Origin of the sequence: Bacillus sp. FSL P2-0069, assembly GCF_038593315.1 — a bacterium.
GTDB classification, from domain to species: domain Bacteria; phylum Bacillota; class Bacilli; order Bacillales; family Bacillaceae; genus Bacillus; species Bacillus safensis.
Window position 1 is genome coordinate 790,643 of record NZ_CP151984.1, and the last position, 14,554, is coordinate 805,196.

Here is a 14,554-nt window from a genome sequence, read left to right on the forward strand (position 1 = left end):
GACATGAGCAGCTTTTACGGTTACCAGAGAGGGGAGTCACGCTGAAATCTTCCTAACGCAGAAAAGCTGTCTTACCACCTTTGAGCTGTATTGGGGAAAATTGCAGTATCCAATACCGTCAATGCCACGTTACGGCACCAGAGCCATAAAGCGAATACGCTTTATGGGAATTTGGGTGGAACCACGGATTACACATTCGTCCCTTTACGCGGGATGGGTGTGTTTTTTTATTTCAAAAAATAGGAAAGGTGTGTCGGTTATGAGAGAAAACATGGTGAAGATTCAATTTCCAGATGGAAAGATAAAGGAGTTTCCCGCAGGTACGACTGTTGCAGATGTTGCCTCCCATATTAGTCCGAGCTTAAGAAAAAAAGCAGTGGCAGGTAAGGTCAATGATCAAATGGTTGATTTAAGTGAAAAGCTAAACAGCGATGCTCGGCTGTCTATTGTCACACTTGATTCAAAAGAAGGGCTTGAAGTGATGCGCCATACATCTGCCCACGTATTAGCCCAGGCTGTGAAAAGGTTATATGACAATGTCACACTGGGGATCGGACCTGTCATCGAAAATGGATTTTACTATGATATGAAGCTCGATCAAACATTAAGTGTAGAGGATTTGGCTGAAATTGAAAAAGAGATGAAAAACATCATTAATGAGAATCATCCTATCCAAAGAAAAGAGGTCTCTTACAAAGAAGCTGAAGAGCTGTTTGCACATGATCCATATAAGCTGGATATTTTAAAAGATTTACCCTCTCAAGAAGCCATCACAGTTTATCAGCAAGGAGAATTTGTAGATTTATGCCGCGGGCCGCATGTACCTTCTACAGGGTACTTAAAGTCATTTAAACTAACACGTGTTGCAGGGGCTTATTGGCGGGGAGACAGTCATCAGGATGTCTTGCAGCGAGTGTATGGTGTGGCGTTTCAACATCCAAATCATCTAGCTGAGTATCTTCATTTCATGGAAGAAGCAAATAAACGTGATCACCGGAAATTAGGGAAACAGTTGTCCCTCTTTATGTTTTCAGAAGAAGCGCCAGGTATGCCGTTTTATTTACCCAAAGGTCAGATTGTCAGAAATGAATTAATGGCCTTTTCAAGAGAAGTGCGAGGCAAAGCGCAATATGAAGAAGTGAGTACACCGTTTATGATGAACCAAGAGCTTTGGGAAAAGTCAGGGCACTGGGATCATTATCATGAAAATATGTATTTCTCAGAAGTAGACCATACAAGCTTTGCTTTAAAACCGATGAACTGTCCAGGGCATATGCTCATGTTTAAAAACAGCTTATATTCATACAGAGACCTTCCGATTAGAATGGCTGAGTTTGGTCAGGTGCATCGTCATGAATTTAGCGGAGCGTTAAATGGATTGTTCAGGGTCAGAACATTTTGCCAAGATGATGCCCATATTTTTTTGAGAGAAGATCAAATTGAAGCTGAAATCAAACGGATTTTTCAATTAGTTGATCATGTGTATCGGACGTTTGGGTTTGAGTATTCCGTCGAGCTATCCACTCGTCCAGAAAAAGCCTTAGGGGATGACGCTATTTGGGATATATCCGAAACAGCGCTAAAAAATGTGCTTGATCGTCTAAAGGTCGACTACCAGCTAAATGAAGGAGATGGGGCATTTTATGGCCCGAAGATCGATTTTCATATTAAAGATGCCCTGCAGCGGAGCCATCAGTGCGCCACAATTCAGCTGGATTTCCAAATGCCAGAGAAATTTGATTTAACATATATCAACGAAAAAAATGAAAAGATACGGCCAGTTGTGATTCACAGTGCCATTTTCGGTTCTCTAGATCGTTTCCTAGGTATTCTCATCGAGCATTTTGCGGGCGCTTTCCCATTATGGCTAGCACCAGTACAAGTACAAATCATCCCTGTCTCAACTGTTCACCTTGATCACTGCTTAGAGGTGCAGCAGCAATTAAAAAGTATCGGAATAAGGGCCACAATCGATGAGCGGGATGAAAAACTTGGCTATAAAATGAGAGAAGCACAAATGCAAAAAATCCCTTATATCGCGGTCATCGGCGATAAAGAAAGGCAAGAAAAAACACTGAATATTAGACAGCACGGAGAAAAAACGTCAAAAGAGCTGTCTATTGAGGACTTTAAACACATGGCAGCTAAGCAAATAAAAGACAGATCGGCTGCTCAGATATGATGTAATGATTTTATGAAGATGAATAAGACGTTCATTGAATAATGGGCGTCTTTTCATTTGCGAAAAAAGCCGAATTGACAGTAGAAAGGGAAAATATTGAAACATTTTTTCGTTAAAATCATAATAGAGATAGAGCGTTCAACAGAAACCTTTAAAACGGAGAGGAGTACTACATGGAACAAGCTGCCCTGAAAAAGATGAGGACAAAACAAATAATCGTCTCTAATTTAATAGCCGGGATCATGATCGTCGCTTTTTTTATCTTGATTCAAATGTCTGACATTCGATTTATACATTTCTTTCTTTGTTTAGGAATTATCATGCTCTTTCTAAGTATTTATGGTTTTATTAAAAAAGGATCGACAAAGTCTTTCATTCCTATTTTCGAGCAGGTAGCCATTTATGAAAAAGAAAAATTGGGGGAAGAGTGGGAGAAAGAAAAGAGGTCAGAGAATATTTCGAAAGCAGTATTGAGTGGTCTGATGTTCCTCCAGTCATTTAGCTTCCAAGATGTAACGATTCCATTCTTAAGCATACAGCCTATACTTTTACTTTTCTTATTATTTGTAACTCTAGCTCTTATTAATGTAAGCATGCTTTATCGCTTTAGAAAAATCGACCGATCGACGGAAGCGCATGGATTAAAAGGCTTTACAAAGGAATCAAACATGATGGCAATGGCTTTAGGATTATTATCAGTGATTGTCATATTCGGATTTATCGTCATCTTTTTTCTTCCATAAAACTGAATTTTGAGGTGAAACAAATGAATGCAAACATTCAACAACTGATCGATCAGACAAAGGCGAAATTTGGTTTAGATCTTTACTATTTAAAAAGACACAGTTTTCATCGCTACGTCAATATGTTCAATGAAACGGTTTATACATTGAATATGGAATGGTTTCCCTCTCATGAAGCTGAACCCGAGGACGATGATCTAAACCCGGACGGCACAGCTGTGATTGACGTGAACTTGAATACAGGCCAGAGTGAAACGGTTATTTTTGTCATGGATAAAACCTTCGCGAAGAATGGTGTCACATTTAAGAGGCCTTATCCAGCTCATGTCATTCAATGGATCGAACAAGAAACAGGGTTGGTCTATGGTGAGCATTTTCATATGCATCAAAAGGAGAAAGGGGAACTTTTTTTCGAAGAAGCAATAGATGGTGTGAAAGTGACGCCTTCAGGCAGAATCGAAGTGAAATGGGATGAACATGGGCAGCTCATTCACTATATACATCGAGGGCCATTTATGGCAAAAGAACGACTAAGAACTGAAGAATATGTGCTTTCCATTGATAGGATCGAGAATTTAGCTCAGCAGCAAGTGCAGCGGTTTGATTGGCCATCCTTCGAGCAGAATCGAATCCGCCCTATATATGCGTTAGAAGAAATTTATATCAAGAACGATGGAACAGGAACGATACCGTTTGAAATTGGGCGTGAAGAAACACATTGTATACACATGCATCAGGTCATGGAGTGGAATGAACCGTTAAACAAAGCCTTTGAAAAAAAGGAAATCAATATAAACGAGGACATTACTGCTGAACAAGCCTTCTCACTGGAGCCTTCACCGGATACATTCCCGATCTCAAAAGAAGAGCAGGCTGAGTGTATCAAAGCGGTTCGAACCTTTTTGGCGCAAAAATATTCAAAGGATACAGGGAAGTGGGTGTTAAAAACACTCCATCGCGATCATGGCTACATCGAAGCGATATTAAAAACGAATGAGCAAGAAGGCTGTGGTTTTATGGATAAGATCAAGGTCTTCATTGATGCCAGCACTTTTGAAGCCATTAATTACATAGATAAAAAAGAAATGTTTCAAGTATGCGGGATACTCAATCCATCTCAAACAGCTAGTGAAATCACCATATCTCAGAAAGAAGCCTTTGAAACATTGAGAGAACACCTCGAACTTACACCCATCTACGTCTATGACGATGTGCAAAAACAATATGTTTTATGCGGAAAGCTCGACTGTCATGAAGGCGTTGATGCAGTGAGCGGTGAAGTGTTCTCTTTGACAGACCTTTCATAACTTCTAAAAGAACAGTGAGCAACTGTTCTTTTTTATCCCATTTTCCTCTTTTTAGAATAAAAATGGAATTTTGTAGAAGGAAGTTGTCGTTTCATCACGAAAGAAACAGATAAGAATATGATCATAGGTCCATCGGTTGGAATTCGTATTTCATATAGTAAACGTCATACATATTGAAAACCCATTGCAGTCAAGTTGATCTACAAATCTTTTAGAAGAAAAAATGAAATCATGTCTCTAGTAGTAAGCGAAACTAGGCGGACTAAGATCATAGGATGAGTTGAACATGTTTGTTTTTAGGTAAGCTTAAAGCCATAAATAGAAGAAAGTGAGGATATCTACCTTGAGTACATTGGAAGTGTTTCGTCAGTTTTTGGTTGACCATTATCCTGCGTTACAAGATGAGCTTTGGCTGAAAGATGTTGATACCCTTCGAATCTCTCCTATTCTTCATCCTTTTCTGAAAAGCAAGCTGCCAGAAGGAATCGAAAAATTCACTTGTGTTCTATTCACGCAGCAGACAGATCAAACCGCTGCACCGCTCAAAGTCTACCTTCTATTAGATGAATATGAGCAATCGCTTTACGCCATTGATTTGATGAATGAACAAATAGCACTTCATTAATACAGAAGCAAAAAAGCTGCTTGAGAGCTCCTCAGCAGCTTTTCTTGTGAATATTAGTTTGTCATATCAACCAATCTTGAGTGCAAGTTGTCCACTTCTTTCTTTGTTGGAAAAGAGCTGATCAGCAGCGTAGACCGTCCTAATTGATTAGGAAGTTCAGTATCGGTCACAACCATATCAATCCCAAGTCGATCCATTGTCAGTTCATTTAATGTATTTTCTGGACTTGTGAAAATATGAATGAGAGGAGGCAATCTTAATTTAATTAAATCCGCAATCAACAAGCTATGATTATAACCTAATGTTGAAATGACAAAAATGTTCAACACGTTTCTCCGATCCATTTCCAAATGAACAAGCCCCCTCCAGTTAGAAGTAATGATACGAATCAATTCTCGTTCATTTTTCACTAAAGAAGCAAGTATATCGTCTGTTTTTAGCTCTTGGATGATATGAGTAATCCTCGAATAGAAGTAAGGAAGCTGTTTTTTTACCTCTGATAAATACCTCGATTTCTTTTTGAAAAGGAATCCATCTCTTACGGTAATTTCCCTAGAATACACATAATATTGGAGAAGAATCAGTGTCATCGCCTTGCGATTAGCCACCTCTTGATGAAAAATCAACTCCAATTGATTGATAAAGGAATGAATGGCTTCGAAGAGGTGTGGTGTATGCGATTGAAAGAACATCAATTTTTCTTCGACAGTTTCAATTGATTTATAATGGCCAATAGCTGGTTCAATCAATAGTAAAAAGACAAATTCGTGACGATCCAACGTAACACCAAAAGTGTCCTTTGTCATTTGGCAAACGTGTTCTTCCAAGTTTTTGATTTGATTATAGATACCTTTAGCTGTAGATGTTTGTTTTTCCTGATCCAATGAGTACCTATAATTGCGTCGTATTGAAAAATTTTTCCTCACTCGGTGTATGGAAACGGCGAGCCATAGGCAAAATTTATCTATAGCCACATCAGGTAGATTGACTTCGAGCACCTGAAAAAGCTTATGTAAAAAATCAACTGCATCCTGCTTTTGAATATCATCGAATGGCCAAAGCCTGCTTCCATAGACTTCAAACAAAAATTCCACAAAAAATTGACGAATCTCCTTCTCATTCCCATGGAACTGCATACTATCTGGTCGTAACTCAATGTCATACGAGATAAGAAGCGAATTGATTTTATGAATGGTGTTATACAATGTGGATCTACTGATATTCAGCGTGTCCATCCATTCATAGAAAGACCTGTTTTGTTCAAAGAAAACGCCGTCAATCAATCGAATTTCAATCGTATCTTTTAGAATTTCTTTGATATAGTAGTCGACTCGTATCGTCTGTGTATAACAAATGGATATGCCTTGTCTTGGCTTTATGTGGATTAACGGCTCTCCGTTCTCTGTTTGGAACGACTTCATTTGTTCTAAATCGCTTTGAATGGCACGAACGGAACCGATATTTTCATTCGATATCTCTTGAAGGCTCCACCACTTATCTTTTGATACAAGCAGTTTTAAAATGTTTATCCATCTCTTTGATTTATTATCAATGAGCTCCATTAAACAACTAACTCCTTCCCTTGGCTTGCCTCTATATGATGAAGTTCACTTAAAGAACATTTGATTTTCTAAATAGGCATAAAATGATTTTAATGTTTAGGCTAAATCGTTTTGTCTTCACTTTTCATGATAAAAGAGAAAAAAATTAGACGAAAACAAATGTTATTCCCTGATTCTCCATATATTTCTTTTAAAAGGTGATAAGTAAGCCATGAATCCTATAAAAATGGATCATTTTAGATATTTAAGTTTATTTTTTTGCTGTTGAAACGGTAAATGTAAGAATAAAACGCAGCAGATTTTTGATTACCATATGAAAGGGAGTAGAAAGGAATGCGATTTATATAATGCTGAACTGACTCACCTTACATACGATATGATACATGCTTGTTTCATATGAACGAACCATATGTGAATACATGCTTATATATGCATGTACACATCGTTTATTGTTCATTCCAGTATAAATATAAAAATTCACATTTAATCTTTTCACGATCCTCTCACTATTCCCCATTTCTATAGACCCCAATCCATTTACTCAATCCACTACTCATGATGACCTTTCAAGCTCATGATTGATCAACTCATTTTATTCATAGGGTCTTAAGGTGCAATTTTTAGAAAATATTGATCAGAAGCGGGGTGATTGATCTGACAGTATACTAATGATTTTTTTATCGTTGTTGAAAATTAATTTTAGAAAAGGGTGGATGTATTGAAAAGAATATTGTCGCTGGCACTCATTACAGTGCTAGTCATACAGTCTAGTATATTAGGAGTCTTGCCTTTAGCAGGGGCACAAGCAAAAGAAATTCAAGAAAACATTTATGGGGATATTGAATTTGCTGATAGCGAAGGCAATAAGTTATCAAGCATGGAAGATCAGCAAGTAAGAAAGGCCACTGTGCATTGGTCTATAAAAGGAATTGATCTAAAAAAACAATATCCGTATGTTCTCACTCTTCCTTCAGCCATCCAGGTAGAGAAGGAGCAGAAGGAACCCATTACTGTGGGTGACATACCTGTTGGCGAGTATACCGTTTCAAAACAAAATGAAGTGACGGTGAAATTTAAAGAAGATGTTGAGATCGATCCAAATTTAGAAGGATCAATTGACATCGATGTCACCAGTATAACTCAGCAAGAAGAGAAAACAAAGCAAAATAAGGGTGAAGAAAGCCTTCCAAAAGATGACTCAATCTCATCTGAGAAAGATAAAGCTTCTAACAATCAAGAAGCCGCTCAAACGAAACAAAACGATGAAGATGAATTACTAAAAAACAAAGTGAGCGTATCTAAGCGTGCAGGGCTGCAAAGTGTTTCAAAACAAATGCTGATACAAGAAAATCTCCTCACTGATGCGAAATTAATCTTTGAAGATCAGGAAGGAAATTCAGTTGAAAAGCCTGATATCAACTCGCTGATTTCCATTAACTATGAGTGGGCCATCCCGAACGGTCATAGCTATAATGGCGGGGATGAATTCCATTTCAAGGTTCCAGAGGAATTAGTGATTTATGAAAAAATCGATCGTCTTGAGATGAAATTTAATCAGGCAACCATTGGTTATTTTTCTGTAGATGAAAGCGGAAATGCCTCCATCGAATTCACTGATTTTATTAAACAATATTCAAATATCCATGGAACACTTCAAGTGTGGACGCAATTAGATAAAAAAACTGTCATTACTGAAGAAAAAGAAGTGGTCATTACCCCGATTGAAGGAAAGGATAAAATATCAATCCCGATTCAATACATTCCAAATGGCCCAAACGTCTCTAAAAAGGGAGAACCAAATCGATCTTACAATGCTGAAACCATTCAATGGACAGTAGATTTTAATATGGATTTAGAAGATGTGAAACAAGCGAAACTGTTAGATCCGATTCAAGAAGGTCAGGCGTTGAAAAAAGATTCAATCAAGCTTTATCGTATTGATACAAAGCTAAATGGTGAAACATCGCTTGGTCAGCAGCTTGACGAAAACCACTACACAATTGGCCAAACAGCAGATGGTCAAGATTTCACGATTGAATTTAAAGATGACGTTCATCTAGCTTACCGTTTAATGTATGAAACGGACATTACGAATCAAGACCAGTCTGCGTTTCGTAATAAAGCGTCCCTTGTCTCTGGTGATAAAGTGATCAGTTCAGCAGAAGGCACAGTGAATGTGACAAGAGGCAGTCCTTTAAATAAAAAAGCCGCCCAATACGACCCAGTCACACAAACAATTACATGGGAAATTCGTTATAACTATAACGAAAAAAAGATTGCTGAAAAGGACGCTTTGTTAGAAGACTTCTTTAACGGCACACAGGCGCTGATATCTGATTCCATTCAAGTCAAAGAAGTCACAATTGATCAAAATGGCAACGAAGCAGGAACAAAAGCGTTTGAAAATTATGTGGTTCAACCTCAAAAAAAGGATGAACAAAACGGGTTTACCTTGCAATTCAATCAAGATATTCAATCGGCTTATCTCATCACCTATCAAACAAAAGCAACCGAGCGGATTTTTGAAGCTGAAGAGATTATCAATACGGTAACAGCTGGCAAAGAGAGCAAACAAGGGAAGCAAAGAATTGACCAGCAAATCCTAACGAAAAATCATGGAACACCGAATTACAAGACCAAGACCATTCCCTGGCGTATCACCTTCAACAAAGATCAACAAACGATGAACAATGTGACATTAAAAGATACGTTTACAAACGAAGGATTGACGCTGCAAAAAGATAGTTTAAAAGTGACGACAGGTAATACAGTGCTTGAAGAAGGCACAGATTATCAAATCGTTGAACATGCAAATGGATTTGATATTCAATTTACGAAAGAAATAAAGACAGAACATACCGTCACATATACAACGTCTTTTGATTATGAAAAAAGAGCAGATAAAGACCAAAAGAACTTGCGTAATCATGTAAAGCTTGAATGGGTAAATGAAGATGGCAAAGATTTGACGAAGGAAAATCAGTCTGTCTTCACGCCTGACACATACACGCAGTCAAATGGCTTCAAAAACGGAACTTATAATGCAAAGAAAAAAGAGATCACATGGAATATCGGTGTGAACTATAACTTGAAACATCTAGAAGAGGCGAGAATCGAGGATTTCATTCAAGGAAACCAGCGTTTGCTTAAAGATTCAATCATCGTCTATTCGCTTGATTTACAAGGCGGGGAAAATGGAGCAGAAGAAAAAGAGGTATTAGCGAAAGAACATTATGACATCAAATTCCTTGAAAATGAAAAGGGAGAAACAGGCTTCGAAGTGATTTTCAAAAAAGCCATTGATTCTCCATACAAAATCACGTATCAAACAAGTGTTGAAGGAATGGATTTAGTACAGAAAACCTACGAAAATAAAGCGACCCTTTATGATGGGCAGACAAAAGAATCTGATGTGAATGCAGTGGTGTCCATTCCAAATGGGGGGAAATACACGAGCAAATCAGGAAATCAGCAAGGGAAAGTCATTGATTGGAAACTGAATATCAATTTTGGTCAATCAACAGTCCAAGATGCGACGATTATAGACCATCCAAGCAGTAACCAAGCCATAATAGAAAACTCATTTCATCTCTATTCGACGACAATAGATGAAAAGGGGCAAGTGACAAAAGCAGAAGAGCTGGAAAAAGGGAAGGATTATGAGCTAGACCTTGAATTTGATCCAGATTCTTTTCAAATTAAATTTAAAGAAGAAATCACAAGGCCATATATTTTAGAATACCAATCTCTCATTTTAGATAAAGTGGGAAGTACACTTCAAAACGAAGTAACGTTTAGAGGTGAAAATGTAAAAGAAATCAAAAAGGAATCCGAAGCCTCAATTGTGGTGAAACGCACCGCTGGCATGGGAGATGGCACAGGATCGATTGGTGCTTTAACCGTTAAAAAGGTAGATGCGAGTAGTGGAAAAGCGCTAAAAGGAGCAAGTTTCTCTCTGACAGATGCTGCGAGCGGCATCGTCATTGGTACAAAGACAACAGATGAAGAAGGAGCTCTTCGATTTGATCGTCTTCTGTATGGTGAATATATCGTGACAGAAGAGAAAGCACCTGATGGTTATATTAAGACGAAGGATCCAATCCATGTAACGATTGATCAGCCTTACGAATCTGGAGATCAAGCGAAAACAGGAAATAGCATGACGGTGCAGAACCAAGAAATCCGCCAGCATGTCAAGTTAACGAAAAAAGACAAAGAGACGGGTGCAGCATTAGAGAATGCAGAATTTGAACTGAAAAATGAATCTGGAGAGACCGTCCAAACCGATTTGAAAACGGACGAAAAAGGAGAAATCCTTTTCAAACATCTTGAGCCAGGTTCCTATTATTTTGTTGAGACAAACGCACCGAAAGGCTATCAATTAAATCAGCAAAAATGGCCGTTCACCATTAAAGAAAATCAAACAGAAACAACGACTGTCACCGCAGTAAATGACATCATCAAAGGCTCAGCAGAATTGAGCAAAATAGGTGAAGGCGGAGAGCGACTAGAAGGTGCACAGTTCAAGCTCTTAGATCAAGACGGGCATGAGTTAAAAGATTCGCTTGTCACAGGAGAAAATGGCAAGATCACGATAAGCGAACTAAGGCCGGGTACGTATCAGCTCGTTGAAACAAAAGCACCAGATGGTTATGTATTAGATGAAACGCCAATCAAATTTGAAGTACCACTTGATCCAAAGGAACCAGTCGTCATTTCGCAAAAGAACCTATATGAGACAAGTGCATTAGAAGTGTTAAAAGAAGGGGAAGATGGCAAGAAGCTTCAAGGTGTTCGATTTGAAGTCTTGGATCAAAATGACAAAGTTGTGCGTAAAGATTTGACAACAGATGAAGATGGGAAGCTTTTGGTCGATAATCTCAAACCGGGCAAATATCAGCTCGTGGAGACAGAGAGTGTTGATGGTTACCAAAAGAATAATAAACCTTATCCTTTTACCATCGAAATCGCACAAAAAACACCAGCAGAGATCAAAGTGATCAATGATCTCAAAACTGGATCTGTTCAGCTCACGAAGCTCGGTGAAAAGGATGATGTGCTTGAAGGAGCAGAATTTAAGCTTGTAGATGCAAATGGAAAAGAGATGAAAACAGGTCTCGTCACTGATCAGAACGGGAAAATCATCGTCAACGATCTGAAACCTGGAACCTATCAGTTTGTTGAAACGAAGGCTCCATTCGGTCATGAGCTTGACGAAACACCTGTCACTTTTGCTATTCCATTTAACCCTGAGAAGCTGGTCAGTGTGACAAAAGAAAATAGCCGCAAAACAGGCGGAGTGCTGTTGCACAAAAAAGGCGAAGATGGGAAATCATTAGAAGGGGTTGTCTTTGATCTATCTGATGATAAAGGAAAGATAGTGGCAGGAGGAGAAGGAATCACAACCAATCAGGATGGAAAGATCACCTTCACAGGGCTAAAACCTGGAACCTATCAATTTGTTGAAAGAAAGAGTCTTGAAGGCTATGAATTGAGTGCGAAACCACTTGTCTTTGAAGTTGAATTAGGTCAAAAAGAGTTGATTCAAGTGGAGGCAATCAATCAGCTTAAGAAAGGTTCTGTAGAACTCACAAAAATAGGGGAAGAAAAAGAAAGATTGAAAGGCGCAGAATTTACCCTTTTCAATGACGATGGTAAAGAATTGATGTCAGGTTTAACAACCAACGAGAAAGGCATCATCACCGTCAACGATTTGAAACCAGGCGCTTACCAATTGGTTGAAACGAAGGCTCCTTTTGGACATAAACTAGATGCAGAACCAGTAGACTTTAAGATTGATTTCAATCCAAAACAACTGGTGAAAGTGACAAAAGAAAATATTCGGACGACAAGTGCTGTGCAGCTTCAGAAAAAAGGAGAAGATGGTCAGTTACTCCATGGAGTGACCTTCGATCTGCTTGATGAGCACGATCAACGTATAAAGAAAGACTTAAAGACAGACAAAAATGGTCAACTAACAGTCGATCAACTGAAGCCAGGCACCTATCAATTTGTCGAAACAGCAAGCATTGCCGGCTATGAACTGGATCAGACACCTGTCTCATTTAAGATTCGTTTAGGTCAAGACAAACCAGCAAAAGTAGAAATGATTAACAAACTGACGCCGGGAGCAGTGGAACTGACCAAAGTGGATGATGAGGGACACCCGCTGGAAAATGCAGAGTTTGCTCTTCTGAGTAAAGAAGGAAAAACGTTGAAGAAATCACTTGTAACGGACCAAAAAGGAAAGCTTCACATCAATGATTTAAAACCGGGACAATATCAATTCGTTGAAACGAAAGCACCTCATGGCTATCAATTGGATGATAAGCCGATCCTGTTCACAATTGAGAAAAATCAGCAGAAGCCGCTTCACTTAACAGCGAAGAATCACTTGATCTTAGGAAGTCTGCGTATCATAAAGGTAGATCAGCAGACAGATAGAACCTTAAAAGGGGCATCCTTTGACATTCGTACAAAAGCCGGGAAAACCATAAAATCTGTGACAACAGGAAAAGACGGAGAAGCCATTGTCAAAGGGCTTAAACCTGGAGAGTATCTACTCACAGAGACGAAAGCACCGGATGGTTATGTAGCTTTAAAGAAACCGCTCGCTTTTACAATTCAAATGGGCGAAGTGGAGATCAAGACAATGATTGTGAAAAATGCACCAGTGAAGAATGAAGAGGACCACACGAATCCTCCAGCCTCAGATAAAGGGGATCAGCATCCGCCTCATGACTCAAACGGTGAGCTGCCAAAGACTGGTGAAGAATGGCTGCGTTATTTGATGTATGCAGGGATTTTACTAGTAGCTTCTGGAACTGTTCTTCTTGTTGTCAGAAGAAGAACCATTCAGTAGAAGGAAGGAACGAGTGTATTGATGAAAAAAAGAACCTTATTAGGTAGCTTTTTGGTGGTCACGGGGCTGATGCTCACCTCCGTTCCTTTTCTATATGAGTGGCGAACTTCTCAAGAGACAGCAGCAATGGAACAGGCATTAAAGATGATTAAAGAAAATGACAGTGATGCCCTTTCTTCTATTCCACATTTAACTGTGTCAGAAGAAGACCTGCGAGATGTGATGGAGCTAGAGATCCCGTCAATTGATTTAAACGAAAAAGTGCTTCCTGTTACATCAAAAGAAAATTTAGGTATAGCACTGACTCAAATTAAATCTCATCAAATGCCAGGTGAAGGGAATTTCACGATTGCAGGGCATAGAGGGTATAGAGGCGATCGTCTTTTCCGTCAGCTGCCAGAGGTGCCTAAAGGAGAAAAAGTTGTCTTACATCATCAAGCTGAAACATACGAATATAAAATTGTCAGCTCAGCTACGATTGAACCGACGGATGTGGATGTACTAAAGGATCGTGGGAAAAATGAACTGACATTGATCACCTGTACACTTGATGGTCAGAAACGATTTGTCTTAAAAGGAATACGAATCAACGCTTCAAAGGGTGAGCAGCCATCGGATGTATAACACCAACATAATAAATGATGGATGCAATGGAAAAGCAGCGCTCACGACCGATATGTTACACCAATTGTTATCAGAGCATTATCCAACTTTAAAAAACGAACGTTGGGAAGTTGATGTAGATACAATTCGGGCTTCGCCTATTCTTCACCCTTTATTAAAAAGAAAGCTTCCAATTGGTATTGAAAAATTCACCTGTGTTTTGTTTACGCAGCAGACAGCAGCTTTTGGAGAGCCTTTGATTGTGTACTTTTTATTGGATGAGAAGGGCGAATCGATTTACGCAATGGATCTCTTGCTCGAGCAGCAAGACACCCATTAAACGAGAAATAAATTAGCGGGTTCGATTTTAAGGTGGAAAAATAAAATCAGTTATATCATGAGGACTCTAATTCGTATATGAATTAGAGTTCTTTTATTTGTTTATATATAGTCGTTTTACTAACTTTATTATCTACTAAGAAGTCCGCTGCCTAGCAGATAGTCTCTAATGTTTAGATGATAAAGATTTGATAAAATGGATCGAAAACAGAGGTCATAATCAAGATTGGCGACCAAAGAAGATCATCTAGTTTTTATCCTTTCCCTGTTTCTTCAGAAGGAATATCAGAAAGTGCTAAAGATAATCATGTGTTGACTCCAAAATACTGAT

General features: G+C 38.7%; 8 protein-coding genes and 1 other annotated feature (1 of these 9 only partly in view). Of the genes, 7 read left to right on the top strand and 1 reads right to left on the bottom strand.

Going from position 1 to position 14,554, the window contains the following annotated elements:
- Positions 1-207 (top strand) — a binding site (T-box leader) (it extends 17 nt beyond the left edge of the window).
- Between the two features lie 52 nt (positions 208-259).
- The 4 genes from thrS (at position 260) to NSQ34_RS03920 (ending at position 4,857) form a co-directional block, all read left to right on the top strand.
- A complete protein-coding gene (thrS, locus tag NSQ34_RS03905) occupies positions 260-2,182 on the top strand; it encodes a threonine--tRNA ligase (protein ID WP_111927636.1) in 1,923 nt (640 codons plus the stop codon).
- Positions 2,183-2,355: 173 nt separating this feature from the next.
- A complete protein-coding gene (locus NSQ34_RS03910) occupies positions 2,356-2,925 on the top strand; it encodes a hypothetical protein (RefSeq protein ID WP_101676712.1) in 570 nt (189 codons plus the stop codon).
- Between the two features lie 23 nt (positions 2,926-2,948).
- Complete coding sequence (locus NSQ34_RS03915) at positions 2,949-4,232, top strand: hypothetical protein (RefSeq protein ID WP_111927637.1); 1,284 nt, start codon at positions 2,949-2,951, stop codon at positions 4,230-4,232.
- Positions 4,233-4,575: 343 nt separating this feature from the next.
- Positions 4,576-4,857: a hypothetical protein gene (locus NSQ34_RS03920; RefSeq protein ID WP_024425245.1), complete on the top strand. Its 282-nt coding sequence runs from the start codon at positions 4,576-4,578 to the stop codon at positions 4,855-4,857.
- Between the two features lie 53 nt (positions 4,858-4,910).
- Here NSQ34_RS03920 and NSQ34_RS03925 read toward each other — a convergent pair whose 3' ends face one another.
- The gene (locus NSQ34_RS03925; RefSeq protein ID WP_098676640.1) at positions 4,911-6,419 is read right to left on the bottom strand and encodes a helix-turn-helix domain-containing protein; all 1,509 of its coding nucleotides are present in this window, start codon (positions 6,417-6,419) and stop codon (positions 4,911-4,913) included.
- Between the two features lie 709 nt (positions 6,420-7,128).
- Here NSQ34_RS03925 and NSQ34_RS03930 point away from each other — a divergent pair.
- From NSQ34_RS03930 to NSQ34_RS03940, 3 genes are read left to right on the top strand one after another with little or no spacing between them, the layout of a single operon-like run.
- Positions 7,129-13,281 (top strand): SpaA isopeptide-forming pilin-related protein, encoded by a 6,153-nt coding sequence (locus tag NSQ34_RS03930; RefSeq protein ID WP_258521798.1) that lies wholly within the window; start codon positions 7,129-7,131, stop codon positions 13,279-13,281.
- A gap of 21 nt (positions 13,282-13,302) precedes the next feature.
- Positions 13,303-13,905, top strand: coding sequence for a class D sortase (locus NSQ34_RS03935; RefSeq protein WP_024425825.1), 603 nt, complete (start codon positions 13,303-13,305; stop codon positions 13,903-13,905).
- On the top strand, positions 13,898-14,224 hold the full coding sequence (locus NSQ34_RS03940; protein ID WP_098676638.1) for a hypothetical protein: 327 nt from the start codon (positions 13,898-13,900) through the stop codon (positions 14,222-14,224). Before NSQ34_RS03935 ends, NSQ34_RS03940 begins: the two co-directional genes overlap by 8 nt.
- Positions 14,225-14,554 lie beyond the last annotated feature (330 nt).